Raw genomic sequence first — 16223 nt, forward strand, 5'->3', positions numbered from 1 at the left:
GTGACTAACAAACTACTAACAAGTATATTACAAACTTAAAGTTAATAATTTTGAATTCCCCTTTTATGAAAAAAACACTTTTACTAGTAGTATTAGTAATGATTTCAGTTTTTAGTACTACAGCTCAAGAGGTCTGCGCATCTCCAGAAGATGAATCGATAGATTTAAATAGCATTACAAAATGTACTATAAAGCCATCTAAAAACTCCAAAGACAAAAAAACTAGACAAATTATTGTTAAAGTTTCTGCCAGAAAACGATATCTAAAAAAAAGAGAGCCTATAAAAAAACGTACTGCTTCTAGTGTTGGATCAATAAGTTCGGCAGGTGTTAGCAAGATTGAAGCAACGCCTAGTATCAAAAATGAAAAAATAAAAACTAAATCAGTTAGTTTAAAAAGCAATATTGAAAGTCTAAAAGAAAAATTATCTAAAGAAGAAGTTAGAAAAGCTTCAAGATTTACTTCTGTTGATAAAATACCTTCATTTAATACTTGTATCGAAGCAAAAAAAGAAGAAAAAATGAATTGTTTTAATACTGAAATGATTAAACATATTCAAAAATACTTCAGGTATCCTAGCGAAGCGGTAAGAGATCAAATCCAAGGTGAAGTATGGGTTCGTTTTATTATTGATAAAAACGGATACGTAAGAAACATCAAAACTTTAGGTCCAAAAAATGGAGAAATCCTAAATGAGGAAGCAAAAAGAGTAGTAACTAAACTTTCACGTTTTAAACCTGCAAGAAGAGAAGGAAAAAGAGTATCTGTTAAATACGGTTTCCCTATTAACTTCTCTTTAGAAGAATAATTCCCAATCACTTTTATATTATAATTAAAAATTAAAAAAATGTTTAAAAAACAGTTAGCAATGATTGTTTTTACTTTATGCGCTATGGTTAACTATGCGCAAGTAAAAATTAATGGAATCGTTTACGATGAGTATTTAGAGCCGTTTTACAATGCTAAAATCACAAATGGTAGTAAATATGCATTGTCTAATGAAGATGGAGAATTCTCCATAACTATTAGCAATAAATTACCTCAAACGATAATTGTTTCTTCTTTCGGTTATAGGGCTGAAAAAATAGAAATCACATCATCAGATCAAGAAATTAATGTAATTCTTAAAGAAAATTTATTATTAGATCAAGTAGTTATTTCTGCATCTAGAGTTCCGGAAAGAATTATAGAATCTCCTGTTACTATTGAAAGATTTGGTCTTAATGATATAAGAAAAAACACTTCGAATTCTTTTTATGATGGTTTAACAAACTTAAAAGGGGTAATCTCAAGAGAAGGAAGTTATGGTTTTAAATCTATTAACACAAGAGGTTTTGCTGATTTTAGCAACTCTCGTTTTGTTCAATTAGTAGATGGAATGGATACAGCAGCTCCTGCATTAAACTTTAGTGCTGGTAACTTATCTGGTGTGTCTGAATTGGATATTAAAAGTGTAGAAATATTACCTGGTGCAGCTTCTGCGTTATATGGAGCAAATGCATATAATGGTATTATGCTTTTAAATACTAAAAACCCATTTGATTTTACAGGTATCAACGTACTTCTTAAAAGTGGAGTTATGAGCCAAGAAGCTGCAGGAAACAATGCTTTTTATGATGTTGCTGTAAGAATGGGCTACAAATTTAGCGAATCATTTGCAGCAAAAGTAAATTTCTCATACTTTGAAGCTGAAGAATGGCATGCTAATGACACTAGAAACAGAGAGGTAGACACAAACAAATTAATAGATGGTTCACTAAACTCAACTCCAAACTACGATGGTGTAAATACCTATGGTGATGAGTTGTTTTACGGCTTATCTAACTTCAATGATTATTTACAATCTGTTAGACCTGGAAGCCCAATGATTCCAGCCGACCTTCTTCTTAGAAGAACTGGGTATGCTGAAAAAGATTTGTTAGACAGCTACAAATCTAAAAATTTAAAATTCTCAGGTTCTTTACACTACAGACCTTTTAAGGATGAGTCATTAGAAATTCAATTGGCAACTAGGCTGGGTATGGGTGATAATCTTTTCCAAGGAACTAGTAGATTTGCTCAACGTGATTATTACATAGGACAATCAAAACTAGAAATAAAAGGAGACAATTTTTATGTAAGAGGATATTATACAAGGAACGATGCAGGAAATAGTTATGATTTAACTAGAACAGGTATATATCTTACTAATGCATCTACTTCATTTGGATCGTATATTAATGATTACTTTGTTCAAAGATATCTTAATAATCAGACTATCGAGGCTTCAAGAAACTATGCTGATAGAAACAGATTACAACCTGGTTCAGCTGCTTTTAACAGTGCTTTTAATAAAATTACAACTACTTTAATCACTGAAGAAGACGGTAGTGCTATTTATGACAAAAGTTCTTACCAACATTTAGAGGGTAACTATAACTTTAAAAGCTTATTAAACGATTGGGCTGATATTCAAATTGGTGGATCATTTAGAGAATATAATCCAGAATCTAAAGGGACTATTTTTAATGATAAAGATGAAGCTATCAGTGTTCAAGAATATGGGGTGTATACTCAGATTCAAAAGAAGTTAATAGACGATAGGTTAAAATTAACTGCTTCTCTTCGTTATGATAAATCTGAAAATTTTGACGGTAATTACTCACCTCGTTTTGCAATAAATTATGCGCTAGGTCAAGACAAAGATCATATCTTAAGAGCATCATTTCAAACTGGTTTCCGAAACCCTACAATACAAGAGCAGTATTTATTATTAAACACAGGTGTTAAAACTAACGTTGGTTCTACTCCTGATAACTTAAGAAGAATTCAATATAGAAATGAAAATTTCTTCCCTGGTTTTGGAACTATTATCACTGAAACAACTGGTAGTGACATTATAAACAATGCTTTATTAACAAGATCTGTTTATGATACAAACTTTATAGACGCTAACGGAAGTTTAATTAAATCGGACTATAAAGAAATTCAACCTGAAGTTGTTAAAACAATTGAACTTGGATACAGAAGTATACTTCGATTAAACAACAATAATAACTTAGATATTGATATTAATGGTTTCTATAGCCAACATGATGATTTTGTGTTTTTCCAAGATGTTGTTGTTCCAAATTACGGAACAGTGATTGCTACTGGCCAATTAGATGCTGATGCTAATTTAGCTTTAAACAATGGTCATGTTCGTGAATTCTATTTAATTACAAATAGCAAATCACAAGTAAAATCATATGGTTTCGGATTAGGTATGCATACCAAGTTTTATAGGAATTTTGATTTCGGTGTTAACTATAACTTTATTGATTATTCATTTGAAGATGCTGATTTCGGATCATTTGAACCTAATTTCAACACTCCAAAACATACTGTAAAAGTTCAATTAGGTAATGATAAACTTTTCAAAAATTTTGGTTTCAATATTAATGGTAGATGGCTAGATAGCTATAAGTGGATTTCACCTTTTGCTAAAGGAGATGTGGAAGCGAGAACTGTTCTTGACGCTCAATTAAACTATAGAATTCCTTCGTTAAAATCTAAATTTAAAATTGGAGGTACTAACATCTTAGGAAAAGAATATTTAGTAGCACCAGGATCTGGTAGAGTTGGTAAATTATATTACATTTCTTGGACGATTAATAATTAAAAATCAATACTGTAACGACTTAAACGTTACATGAAGATACATTTAAGGTAGCAATGAAAATTGCTACCTTTTTTTATGGCTCAACAAAAAATAATAAAAGCGCATTTAAAACAGTTTATCTTTCAAATTAAAACATTAATGCAACTAAGTTTTTTGTTTTTATTAACAAAAAATATAGTTAAAATTCTGCATCTTTGTAGTTATGCGAATATATCCTATAGAAACGGGAAATTTTAAACTAGATGGTGGAGCCATGTTTGGTGTTGTTCCTAAATCCATTTGGCAAAAAACCAATCCCGCTGACAGCAAAAACATGATAGATATGAGTTTGCGTTGCATGCTGATTGAAGATGGAGATAGACTTACACTTATTGATACAGGGCTTGGAAATAAACAGTCGGATAAATTTTTTGGGTACTATTATTTATTTGGAGATTTTTCATTAGATACCTCATTAGCAAAATATGGTTTTCATAGAAATGATATTACAGATGTTTTCTTAACTCATTTACACTTTGATCATTGCGGTGGAGTTATCCAATGGAATAAAGACAAAACAGGGTATATGCCAGCTTTTAAAAATGCTAAAGTTTGGAGTAATGATCGTCATTGGAAATGGGCTACACAACCCAATGCTCGTGAAAAAGCTTCTTTTTTAAAAGAAAATATTTTACCAATCGAACAAAATGGACAGTTAAACCTTGTTCACAGAAACGCAAAAGATCAAGTAGGGTTTGATGTTATTTTTGTTGATGGACATACAGAAAAACAAATGTTGCCCAAAATAGAATACCAAGGTAAAACTATTATTTTTATGGCTGACTTACTTCCTACAATAGGTCATATTCCGCTTCCTTATGTAATGGGGTTCGATACAAGACCTTTACTAACAATAAAAGAAAAACAAGTATTCTTAAATGAAGCAGCAGATAAAGATTTTTACTTGTTTTTAGAGCATGATGCTCATAATGAACTTTGTACTGTACAACATACAGAAAAAGGAGTTCGTTTAAAAGAAACTTATAAATTTATAGACATTTTTAATTAAGACAAAGATTATGAGAGTTTTGAAGCCAGTATTTTATTCGGCAATGGCAATTACAACCCTAGTAGGTTGTTCATCGGTAAGCAAAATGGCTGTACCATCAGGAGTTAATACTGTTATTACCATTCCTGCAAAAAAAGGCCCTTTAACAACGTTCCAAAAAGATAATTGGCAACATCTAGATTTAGCTACTGATAGTATTCCTGGAATGAGTGTTGATAAAGCATATACATTTTTAAAAGGAAAAAAAAATATTGAAGTAATAGTTGGTGTTGTTGACAGTGGTACAGATTTAAAACATGAAGATTTAACAGATGTAGCCTGGGTTAATAAAAAAGAAATTGCTGGTAACGGAATTGATGATGATAAAAATGGATACGTCGATGATATTAATGGATGGAACTTTTTAGGTAAATCCTATAAAGAGCATTTAGAATACGAACGTATTTTAATGAAACCGTCTATTACTGATACTGAAACGTTAGCTGAAGTAAAAAAATATTATCAGAAAAAAATAGATGCTGCAAAAAAAGCAAAGGAAAACCTACTTAATAATAAAACTAGGTATGAACAAATGTTGCAAACAACAAAAATTGCTGATGAAAAGTTTATAAAACACTTTAATAAAAACAACTATACCAAAGAAGAGGTTTTAGCATTAAATAATAATGATTTAAAAAAATACATAGAGTTTTCTAAACAGCTTTTTAGTTACGGTTTACCTAATTTAAAAGTAGCAAAAAAAGAATTGAAAACGGCTATTAAATCTGTTATTAACAACTTAGAAAGAAACAAAAAATTAGTTAATGGTGATAATTTAAAAACAGATTATAGAACTATTGTTGGTGATAATGCTTATGACATTAATGATAAACCTGGTTCTGGAGATGGGAATACAGGTCATTCTAAGAAAGATGAAGCACATGGATCACACGTATCTGGAATTATAGGAGCTACTAGAAATAACAGTAAAGGTATGAATGGTGTAGCTAATAATGTTAAAATCATGGCTGTACGTTCAGTATCTGATGGTGATGAGTATGATAAAGATGTTGCTTTAGGTATTCGTTATGCAGTTGATAATGGTGCTAAAGTAATTAATACTAGTTTTGGTAAAGCATTTTCTCCAAATAAAGAATGGGTATATGATGCATTAAAGTATGCAGCCAAAAAAGATGTATTAATCGTAAATGCTGCTGGTAATGATGGAAAAAACATTGATATAGAAAAAACATTTCCTAATGATGCTCCAGATTTAGTAAATGAAATTTCAGACAATGTATTAACATTAGGAGCAATGAGTGCAAATTATGATGAAAACTTACCTGCTAGTTTTTCTAACTATGGTAAAATAAACGTAGATGTTTTCGCTCCAGGTGTTCAAGTTCATTCTACTACTCCTGACAATGAATATCAAAAGCTTAGTGGAACTTCAATGGCTGCACCGTCTGCTGCTGGAGTAGCTGCCTTAGTTCGTTCATACTATCCACAATTATCTGCAAGCCAAGTAAAACATATATTAATGAACTCAGGTACTAAGATTGACTTAATGGTTACTAAACCAGGTTCAAAATCTAGAACAAATCCAAAAGGAGAATTAGTTCCTTTTTCAAGCTTATCTGTATCAGGTCGAGTAGTTAATGCATACAATGCAGTAAAAATGGCAGACAGAATGGTAAACGGAAGAAAGTAATTACCGAAAAATAAGTATATTTGAAAAGAGCATTTTAAAAAATGCTCTTTTTTTTTAAATAATTAAATAGAATGAAAAAATTATTTTTAGGGGTTTCATTAATATCGATGTTAGCTTGCGCATCAACCAACAAACAACAAACAATATCAACTCCTCAAACAACTAAAACAAGCAGTAGTGCATATTGGCAACAACATGTAAATTATACAATGGATATTGATATGAATGTTAAAACATATCAATACAAAGGAGTACAAAAATTAGTATACACAAACAATTCTCCTGATGCATTAAACAAAGTATTTTATCATTTATACTTTAATGCATTCCAGCCTAATTCTCAAATGGATGTTCGTTCAAGAAATATTAAAGATCCTGATAAAAGAGTTAACGACAGAATTAGTAAATTATCACCTTCTGAAATTGGATATATTAAAGTTAATACATTAAAACAAAATGGAACTGCAGTAAAGCACAAAACTGTAGGTACTATTTTAGAGGTAACCTTAAATCAATCTATCCAACCAGGAGAAAGTGTAACTTTTGACATGGTATTTGACGCTCAAGTTCCTAAACAAATTCGTCGTTCTGGAAGAGATAATAAAGAAGGCGTTGCCTTATCAATGACACAATGGTATCCTAAAATGGCTGAATATGATTTTGAAGGATGGCATACACCTCCATATTTAGGTCGTGAATTCCACGGTGTTTGGGGAGATTTTGAGGTGACTCTTCATATTGACAAAAACTATGTTGTTGGAGGTACTGGTTATATTCAAAACCCTCAAGAAGTAGGTCATGGCTATGAAAACAAAAAGGAAGAACTAAACATTCCTTCAGGGAAAAAGTTAACTTGGAAATTTAAAGCTCCTAATGTACACGATTTTAGTTGGGCTGCTGACCCTGATTATATTCATGACACCTATACTATGAAAAATGGTATTGATTTACATTTCTTGTATAAAAAAAACTTATCTTCTTTTTATCAAGAAAACTGGAAAAAACTGCAACCTAAAACTGCTGAATTAATGAACTACTTTAGCGAACATATAGGGGCATATCCTTATAAACAATATTCTGTAATTCAAGGTGGAGATGGTGGTATGGAATATGCTATGTGTACTTTAATTACTGGTAGTCGTAAGTGGGGAAGCTTATTTGGTGTTACAGCTCATGAATTAGCCCATACTTGGTTCCAATTTTTACTAGCAACCAATGAAACTAAACATCCATGGATGGATGAAGGGTTTACAACTTATATTTCAAACAAAGCTACTAATGAAATTTTAGAACAAGGAAGAGAAAACCCTCAATCAGGTTCCTACAGACATTATAATTATGTTGTAAATAGCAATGCAGAAGAGCCTTTATCAACTCATGCTGACAGATACCATACTAACATGGCTTATAGCATGGGAAGTTATTCAAAAGGAAATATCTTTTTAACACAACTGCAATATATTATTGGAGAAGAAAATGTAGCTAAAACTTTAAAAAAGTATTTTACCGACTTTTCTTTTAAACATCCAACACCAAATGATATTAAAAGAACTGCCGAAAAAGTATCAGGAATTCAGTTAGACTGGTATTTGAATGAATGGACACAAACAACTCATACCATCGATTACGGAATAAAATCTGTTACTGGTAAAGAAATTACTTTAGAACGAATTGGACAGATGCCAATGCCTATTGATATTACTGTTACTTACATAGATGGAACTAAAGAATCATTCAATATTCCTTTACGTATGATGAGAGGTGAAAAACCAACTTCTGCGAACATTATTGAAGACTGGACTTTTGCACATCCTACCTATAGTTTTTCTGTGTCAAAAGATATTAAAACAGTTGAGATTGACCCGTCAAAACTAATGGCAGATATTAACCAAGAAAATAACATATTTCATACTAAATAATCGTGAAAATTAGATTAAAAAAGACGAAGAATACTCTTCGTCTTTTTTATTGATTTAATAATTCTTTTTGAAGATCAGATGGAGACAGCCCTGTATTTTTCTTCACAAACAAACTAAAATTTGAAGGACTATCAAAATTATAATTAAATGAAATTTCTTTAAGGTTTGTATCTTTAAACATTAAATCTCTTTTTATCTCTAAAAGAACTGCATTGTGAATGAACTTTAAAGGTGTTACACCATAATTACTTTTCACAACATCAGTTAACTTTTTAGAAGTAATATTTAATTTTTCAGCGTATTCATTAACTGTTTTAGTATTCAAATTTTGATTAACCAATTCAGTAAATCTAATTAAAGAACGATCGTTGGAAATGCTTAATGAATCCTTTTTAATTACACACTCTTCTAACTCATAAAGTAACGTTGATAGTAAGTGAATAGATTTCTGCTTATAAAAGTCACTACCTGCTTTTATAATATTACTTATGAGATTTAAATAAGAAATACTTTTCTCTGTTAATAACTTATTGTTTTCAAAAATCACTTTAATATCCGAATGATATTGTAATGTTAATAATGAACTTACATCTTCATTAAAAAATGAAGTATTAAAGAACTGTATTAAAAAACCATCAGCTTCTTCTTCTCTTTTAACCAAGTGTACTTGCCTTGGTTTAATTAAATAACAACTATTATCAACTATTGGTACATTTTCAAAATCAATCAATTGATATCCGCCTCCTTTAACAAAAAACATAACTTCATAATAATTATGCCTATGAACAACACTAGGGTCATAGTTATTTTTATGCGAAATAGGTTCAATATTAATAGTGAACTCATCTTTAATGTTATGAAGAGGTATTTGATTGTTTGATTTCATTTAAAAAAGGGGTTTAAATTAATACAATAAACGCTTTTTTTCATAACAAAGTACCTGGAACAGCGCATTACTTTTGCTAAAAGTATAAATTTAATAGTAATTATGATGAAAAAAATATTTATTGCACTTATTCTAATATTTTCTATAAATGTAGCTAACGCACAAAATGCATGGAAAGTTGACAAAGCACATTCTTCAATAACTTTTTCAGTATCTCACTTTATGATTTCTGAAGTTACTGGTAATTTTAAAAGTTTTGATATCAATGCAGAAGCAAATGAAAAATTTGAAAAACCCGTTTTTAAAGTATCTATAAATACTGCTAGCATAAATACAAATCAAGAAGGTAGAGATAACCATTTAAAATCTCCTGACTTTTTTAATGTTAAAAAAAACCCTACAATTACATTTAACAGTGAATCTTTTAACGATTTAAAAGACGGAAATTTTGAAACTAATGGTACTATCACTATCAATGGAATTGCTAAAAAAATATCTTTTAACGGAAAACTAAATGGTATTATCAAAGCACGTAGTGGGAAAAACAAAGCTGGATTAAAACTAACCTCAACCATTAAAAGAGAAGATTTCAATTTAGGAAAAGGAATGTCACCAATTGGTAAAGACGTTACTGTTACTATTAACATAGAAATGAATCAGCAATAAGAATTACCTATACCTCTTTATCTAAGAGTACTATTTTTAAAGTCAAAAACTTTTATGAGTTTTTGACTTTTTTAATTATTTGAATGTATTTTTATACATATGGATCAAATAACAATAAACATTTCATTCTATAGTATTTTAGATGTTCTATCAATGTCTACAGCTTTTATGCTTGGTTTACTTTTTATAACCTCTAAATCAAAAAACAAAAAAGCAAATGTATTTTTAGGCTTATTTCTTTGGTCATTAACTATTGAGATATTCAATACTTTTATCCAATCAGTTAATGAACTTGAACATTATAGTAATATTCAATCATCATTATTTACAATTCCTTTTTTACTATTGTATACTTCACAAACCTTAAATGAAAAGATTAAGTCTTATTATTATGTCTTATTTATCCCCGGAGTTGTTTTATTCTTTGTTACCACCGAAAACATAACCACAACATATTTTGAATATCTATTTAACATTATCCTCTTAATTACAATTACAGTTATTCTAAAAACAAATCAAAATAGAATTGGTGACTTTTACTCTAACATAGAAAATAAAACAATCTCTTGGCTCAAAACAATCGTCTATATTTTTATAGCTTTCCATTTTATTTGGATTTTAGAAGACATCATTAGTTTAAAAAGTAAAATACTCACTGAATACTTTGCATATTTATCAAATGTACTAACCTTTTTTATGATTTACTGGATAGGTTTCAACGGCTTTTCACAGTCAGATTTATTTAAATTCTCTTTATTTATTAATGATAAAAACTCATTTGAAAAAACATACTCAAAAGAATCATTTAGTATAATTTATAAGAAAATTGAGATGGATAAGCATTTTTTAGTTTCTAATCTCACATTAAAAACATTATCTAAAAAATTAGATATTAGAGAAAAAGAATTATCAAAACTTATTAATACCCACACAAATAAAAACTTTTACCATTTTATAAATCAATTTAGAGTTAATGAGTTTAAAAAACTCCTTTTATCACCTAAGGCCAAACAACTTTCAATTGTAGGTTTAGCCGAGGAAGCTGGTTTCTCTTCTAAATCAACTTTTTATTCAGCTTTTAAAAACCTTGAAGGGGTAACACCTAAACAATATCAAAACGCTGTAAAAATGTCCGAATAAGGGGTATTCGGACTCATACCAATGCTTCTAATACACTTTTGGTGATAGTTTTGTAGTTAAACCCAAAAACATATAAAATTAGAAGTTATGATTAACACAATTAATAAAACAATTACTTTTTCACTACTATTCTTTTTTATATCTTGCTCAGATAACAATCAGGTTAATAGCAATTCAACTTCGTTAGAAACCTATTTAAAAGCAAATGCAGATTATGTACATAATATTAATGGTTTTTACATAATAGCTAGTGCAGTTAAACCAACATCAAACGAAACAACACCAGGAACAACTGGTAAAGATATTTTTGAGCATAGCATTCGTTTATTTAGTAATTTTTTAGATCAAAATAATGACGGTTTAGTTGATGATAACAAAAAAGATTTAAACAAATGGTTAGCTCAAAAATTAGTTTTTATTTCTGGTCCTTTAACTATGGTTGATAAAATATCAACTGCAAACGTTTTAGAAAATAAAGGTTTATATGGAATGAGTATGCAAACAGATAACTGGCCATATATTAAAGATTATAACGGTAAAGGCTGGGAATTTACTAAACTAAACTCTTCTACTTGGCGGCCTGAAATTTTTAACGCTCTTTGGGAAGAAACATTCCATACTATTACAGAAGCTTTTAGTAGAACTGACAACGAGTTTAAATTTACCGAAGGAGGTGTTTTAAGAAAGTATATGGATGATGATATTTTGGCAAAAACATATGATATTTCTGAGCAAAATACTGCTGAAAATGGTAATTATGACAAAGTAACGGCAGTCAATGAATATATTCATCAAATTTGGGCTATTAATTTTGCAGGTCACAGTAACAAATTAAACATTCATCAGAAGAAAGCACTAGATTTTATGATTAAAAAAAATGTTCCAATAAAATTATCAGCTTCCTACAAACACGTATTAGGTAAAAGAGTAAAATAAAACACTTAAAAAAATGAGAAACACACTATATATAATAACTTTAATAATTTTTGCTTCTTGTTCTAGAACCAATGTGAGCTCAATAATAAATACTCCAATTTTAGAAGGAAACGATCCTAATTTTAAAATTGTTAAAAATCATGATTCAGAACTATCTTCTTTTAACAGAAAAATAGTTGTATTTGGTATAGATATTTATGCCGCTCCAAAAGTTGAAGATAATAAACTATTACATGCAGCTAATTTGATGGCTCAATATTTAGATAATAATGAAGATGGTATCGCTGATAATGAACTTATAGTTACTAAAATGAAAGAAAACAAAGCATTTCTTTTTTTATGGAAAACTCAAAACGACATGCCTACAAAACTTCCAGGTGGTAGGCTTGGACAAGATTTAGGTAATGATGAAACAATTCCTGAATGGCACACCAACGGATTTACAGGAAGGTATGATGCTGCAATCGAAGAGGTTTGGCATATTATAACTCATGCGGGGTATGCCAAAGCATATCCATCAATTTTTGGCGAAAACCCAGGAACATCATTAAGCAATGCCATGGATATCGCTAGAGGAGGAAAATTCACTACAATACCAAATAATTACCCAATAAATGCTTGGTATACGTATAAAGATACTACCTGTTCTTACGATTGTCAATCTACAGAATATATTTATTGGGCTATGTCATCAATTTTAGGAGCACAAAAAAACAGGTTGAATTCTATTGAAGATGAATGGAAATTAAACACAAAAGAAAAAGTAAAAACTACTGACAATTCTATTTATACCTTATTAACAAACCCTATTTATAAATTTCCAACAGTGCTCCCTGATGGAACTTACAAAAGGTAAAATATATTAAATTAAGGTTTTTAACGAAAAATAAATCACCTCAACATTTTTACGTAATTTTGCACTTCAATTTTAGAGAAAATGTCAGAAGAAAAGAAATCATTAAACTTTATTGAACAAATAATTGAAGAAGATTTGGCTAACGGAATGCCTAAGGAAAATTTACGTTTTCGCTTTCCTCCTGAACCAAATGGATATTTACATATTGGGCACACAAAGGCCATTGGAATTAGCTTTGGTTTAGGTGAAAAATACAATGCTCCAGTAAATTTACGTTTTGATGATACAAACCCAGCAAAAGAAGAGCAAGAATATGTTGATGCCATTAAAAAAGATGTTACTTGGCTAGGGTACCAATGGAAAAATGAAGTATATTCATCTGACTATTTTCAACAATTATACGACTGGGCTGTTCAATTAATCAAAGATGGAAAAGCATATATAGATTCTCAATCTTCTGAAGAAATGCGAATGCAAAAAGGAACTCCAACAGAACATGGAGTTGCCAGTCCGTATAGAAATAGAAGTATTGATGAGAATTTAGACTTGTTCAATCGAATGAAAAATGGAGAGTTTGATGAAGGCTCTCATGTTTTACGAGCAAAAATTGACATGACTTCTCCAAATATGTTAATGAGAGACCCATTAATGTACCGTATTTTAAAAAAGTCACATCACAGAACCGGAAACGACTGGGTGATTTATCCTATGTATGATTGGACTCATGGAGAAAGTGATTATATAGAACAAGTTTCACATTCTTTATGTTCTTTAGAATTTAAACCTCATAGGGAATTATATAATTGGTTTCGTGATAATGTTTATGAATACAGTAAATCAGTATATCCAAACCCTCCAAAACAACGAGAGTTTTCTCGTTTAAACTTAAGCTACACTATTATGAGTAAGCGTAAGTTATTAAAACTAGTTGAAGAAGGTGTTGTAAACGGATGGGATGACCCTCGTATGCCTACTATTTCTGGTTTACGTAGAAGGGGGTATACACCTGCTGCTATTCGTAACTTTATTGAAACCGTTGGAGTATCTAAACGTGAAAATATAATTGATGTTGCTTTGTTGGAGTTTAAAATACGAGAAGATTTAAACAAAACTGCAAATAGAGTTATGGGCGTTTTAAGATCCTGTAAAAGTAATAATTGACAACTACCCTGAAGATAAAGATGAAATTCTAATTGCCGAGAACAACCCTGAAGATGAAAACTCAGGAACAAGAGAAGTTCCTTTTTCTAGAGAAATCTATATAGAACGTGAAGACTTTAGAGAAGAAGCTAACAAGAAATTTTTTAGACTAAAACTTGGCAAAGAAGTGCGTTTAAAAAATGCTTATTTTATTACTGCAACTAGTTGTGAAAAAGACGAAAACGGAAATATTACTGTAATTCATTGTACATATGATCCTTTAACAAAATCTGGAAGTGGTACTGAAGAGAGTAAACGTAAGGTAAAAGGAACTTTACATTGGGTTTCTATAAAACATGCAATAAAAGCTGAAGTAAGAGCTTATGATAGATTATTTTCTGATGAAGCTCCAGATTCTCACAAAGACAAAGATTTTATGGAGTTTATTAACCCAAATTCTTTAGAAAAAATAACCGCTTTTGTTGAACCAAGTTTATTAACTTCAAAAATAGGGGATCGTTTTCAATTTCAACGCTTAGGATATTTTAATGTAGATAATGATTCAACTCCTGAAAATCTAGTATTCAATAAAATTGTTGGATTACGTGATACTTGGGCAAAAACAAATAAAAAATAAGGATTACACATTTTTAATAAAAATAAAAAAACACGCTTAATAAAGCGTGTTTTTTTATTCTATTACAAAACTTTCAGTTTGAATCCAATTGGCTCTCAACTTAAATTCTTTAGGAAAATAGATGACTCTCTCAGGCTGAATTCTTTTTAAAAAGTTACCAGTATCCCATTTATTATTGTTGTTCTCATCAATAATTGCTTTTACAGTATACTTTTCAGGCGCTAACAAGTCAAAAGTTACTTTTTCAGAATCCGAAATATATCGCGTTTTTATAATGTTATTTTTCAACAAAAGTTGAATAATAACATTCTTATTTGTCTTATTTTGAATATCCAAAACTATACTACCATAATCCTCTATTTCTTTGGTACTAAATTGATACTTTAATGAATCATTTTTTATTTCATATATATCTTCAAAAGCATCAGGTAAAAGACTAAAGTCATAGTCCATCTTAGGTTTTTTCTTAAATAAGAGTGCTAGTTTATTAATACCCATTCTTCTTAATTCATATGGTACATTAATAGTGTCTTTATCTATCAAAGAAACTTTTGAAGTGTCAATCTTTACAATAGGGTTATTAGTTTCTAAAAACAGGGTGTCATTTAAATGTAAAACTCCACTTACATTTGAGTTAATTGATAACGAATCAATTTTCTTCTTTCTTAAACGAATTGTAACAGTATCAACAAAATCCTTATGACTAACAATAAAATTTAAAGAATCTTTTTTTAATGGAGTATGCCAATATAAAAGTGTGTCTTTATCTTTTTCATATTGAAACTCTGATTTAAAATCAGCAGGTACTTTTGATAATAACGATACTTTTAATTCTTTTCTTTTTCCTCCACTAAAACCAAATTGTATTTTTCCTTTATAAAGTTCTTTTCCTCTTTGAAATTTAAAAGGCTGTTTTTCTTTAAAAATCCTGATATTATTTTTAACAACACTATCTTTTGGCAACACGATTGTGTCTTTCAAAAAACCAATTTTATCAGTCTTAGCATTAAAAATATAATCATTGTTTGGTTCTTTTAACGCTAATAACAAATACTTTCCTTTTTTAATATTTGAAAAATTAAAATTAGTAGAGTCAAGGGTACTGGTAACATAGTCTGGTTTTCTTTTATATATTATTGAATCATTAAAACTGCTATCAATTTTGTATAATAGAACAGCTATACTATTTGCTGTTTTTATTTTAAAAGCATCAGAAATGTTACCTTTAATCTTTAGTGAATCAATATATTTACCAGTAGACAAAACATATTTAAAACTTTCTAATTTATTATTCTCATTATTATCCTGAACCGCACTACCAAAGTTAAAGGTATAGGTTGTATTTGGCTTTAATGTATCTAAAATTTTAATATTTATGTACTTACTTGGAGTACCCTGAGGGGTTATTAATGGTGGGTTTTTTAAAGGTGGCGAAACCACTAATTGTTTTGTTAATTCTTTTAATACAATATACTCATCAAAGTAAATACGTATGTTATCATCTTTAAACTCTATACTTTCATAAGGCGGATTTGCAGTTACCATTATTGGTGCATCTTCATCTTTAGGCACCTCCTTCAGGCCTTCCTTTACGAGCACAACTTGTTATAAAAACAACTAGTAAAAGAATGTAAACTTTAATTATTTGCTTCACGAAATAAGTT

At 29.7% G+C, this 16223-nt stretch carries 11 protein-coding genes and 1 pseudogene; 10 read left to right on the forward strand and 2 right to left on the reverse strand.

Annotation, left to right across the window (positions count from 1 at the left end):
* Positions 1-65 precede the first annotated feature (65 nt).
* The 5 genes from ACMFBB_RS10830 (at position 66) to ACMFBB_RS10850 (ending at position 8298) form a co-directional block, all read left to right on the forward strand.
* Positions 66-809, forward strand: coding sequence for an energy transducer TonB (locus ACMFBB_RS10830; RefSeq protein WP_435260801.1), 744 nt, complete (start codon positions 66-68; stop codon positions 807-809).
* A 39-nt stretch (positions 810-848) separates the two neighbouring features.
* A complete protein-coding gene (locus ACMFBB_RS10835; protein WP_435260802.1) occupies positions 849-3641 on the forward strand; it encodes a TonB-dependent receptor in 2793 nt (930 codons plus the stop codon).
* A gap of 202 nt (positions 3642-3843) precedes the next feature.
* On the forward strand, positions 3844-4689 hold the full coding sequence (locus ACMFBB_RS10840) for an MBL fold metallo-hydrolase (protein WP_435260803.1): 846 nt from the start codon (positions 3844-3846) through the stop codon (positions 4687-4689).
* Positions 4690-4699: 10 nt separating this feature from the next.
* Positions 4700-6379, forward strand: coding sequence for a S8 family serine peptidase (locus ACMFBB_RS10845; RefSeq protein WP_435260804.1), 1680 nt, complete (start codon positions 4700-4702; stop codon positions 6377-6379).
* A gap of 71 nt (positions 6380-6450) precedes the next feature.
* Positions 6451-8298, forward strand: coding sequence for a M1 family metallopeptidase (locus tag ACMFBB_RS10850; protein ID WP_435260805.1), 1848 nt, complete (start codon positions 6451-6453; stop codon positions 8296-8298).
* A 46-nt stretch (positions 8299-8344) separates the two neighbouring features.
* Here ACMFBB_RS10850 and ACMFBB_RS10855 read toward each other — a convergent pair whose 3' ends face one another.
* Complete coding sequence (locus ACMFBB_RS10855) at positions 8345-9184, reverse strand: AraC family transcriptional regulator (protein WP_435260806.1); 840 nt, start codon at positions 9182-9184, stop codon at positions 8345-8347.
* 102 nt (positions 9185-9286) lie between these two features.
* On the opposite strand from ACMFBB_RS10855, the gene ACMFBB_RS10860 reads away from it, so the two are divergent.
* The 5 genes and pseudogenes from ACMFBB_RS10860 to ACMFBB_RS10880 all read left to right on the forward strand — a co-directional run bounded on the left by ACMFBB_RS10860 (position 9287) and on the right by ACMFBB_RS10880 (position 14559).
* Positions 9287-9850 (forward strand): YceI family protein, encoded by a 564-nt coding sequence (locus ACMFBB_RS10860; RefSeq protein WP_435260807.1) that lies wholly within the window; start codon positions 9287-9289, stop codon positions 9848-9850.
* 99 nt (positions 9851-9949) lie between these two features.
* Positions 9950-10990: a helix-turn-helix domain-containing protein gene (locus ACMFBB_RS10865; RefSeq protein ID WP_435260808.1), complete on the forward strand. Its 1041-nt coding sequence runs from the start codon at positions 9950-9952 to the stop codon at positions 10988-10990.
* Between the two features lie 87 nt (positions 10991-11077).
* Positions 11078-11926, forward strand: coding sequence for a hypothetical protein (locus tag ACMFBB_RS10870; RefSeq protein ID WP_435260809.1), 849 nt, complete (start codon positions 11078-11080; stop codon positions 11924-11926).
* 13 nt (positions 11927-11939) lie between these two features.
* Complete coding sequence (locus ACMFBB_RS10875; protein ID WP_435260810.1) at positions 11940-12782, forward strand: hypothetical protein; 843 nt, start codon at positions 11940-11942, stop codon at positions 12780-12782.
* A gap of 81 nt (positions 12783-12863) precedes the next feature.
* A pseudogene (locus ACMFBB_RS10880) lies at positions 12864-14559 on the forward strand (glutamine--tRNA ligase/YqeY domain fusion protein).
* A gap of 54 nt (positions 14560-14613) precedes the next feature.
* Here the strand turns inward: ACMFBB_RS10880 and ACMFBB_RS10885 are convergent.
* Entirely contained in the window at positions 14614-16158 is a 1545-nt protein-coding gene (locus ACMFBB_RS10885) for an Ig-like domain-containing protein (protein ID WP_435260811.1), read from the reverse strand.
* Positions 16159-16223 lie beyond the last annotated feature (65 nt).

Source organism: Tenacibaculum sp. nBUS_03, assembly GCF_051201695.1.
In the GTDB taxonomy this organism is placed as follows: Bacteria; Bacteroidota; Bacteroidia; order Flavobacteriales; family Flavobacteriaceae; genus Polaribacter.

Bases quoted from the DNA above. Each gene is read 5' to 3' on its own strand.
- ACMFBB_RS10865 (WP_435260808.1), top strand. From the start codon at position 9,950: ATGGATCAAATAACAATAAACATTTCATTCTATAGTATTTTAGATGTT.
- ACMFBB_RS10850 (WP_435260805.1), top strand. From the start codon at position 6,451: ATGAAAAAATTATTTTTAGGGGTTTCATTAATATCGATGTTAGCTTGC.
- ACMFBB_RS10870 (WP_435260809.1), top strand. From the start codon at position 11,078: ATGATTAACACAATTAATAAAACAATTACTTTTTCACTACTATTCTTT.
- ACMFBB_RS10860 (WP_435260807.1), top strand. From the start codon at position 9,287: ATGATGAAAAAAATATTTATTGCACTTATTCTAATATTTTCTATAAAT.
- ACMFBB_RS10840 (WP_435260803.1), top strand. From the start codon at position 3,844: ATGCGAATATATCCTATAGAAACGGGAAATTTTAAACTAGATGGTGGA.
- ACMFBB_RS10855 (WP_435260806.1), bottom strand. From the start codon at position 9,184: ATGAAATCAAACAATCAAATACCTCTTCATAACATTAAAGATGAGTTC.
- ACMFBB_RS10835 (WP_435260802.1), top strand. From the start codon at position 849: ATGTTTAAAAAACAGTTAGCAATGATTGTTTTTACTTTATGCGCTATG.
- ACMFBB_RS10830 (WP_435260801.1), top strand. From the start codon at position 66: ATGAAAAAAACACTTTTACTAGTAGTATTAGTAATGATTTCAGTTTTT.
- ACMFBB_RS10845 (WP_435260804.1), top strand. From the start codon at position 4,700: ATGAGAGTTTTGAAGCCAGTATTTTATTCGGCAATGGCAATTACAACC.
- ACMFBB_RS10875 (WP_435260810.1), top strand. From the start codon at position 11,940: ATGAGAAACACACTATATATAATAACTTTAATAATTTTTGCTTCTTGT.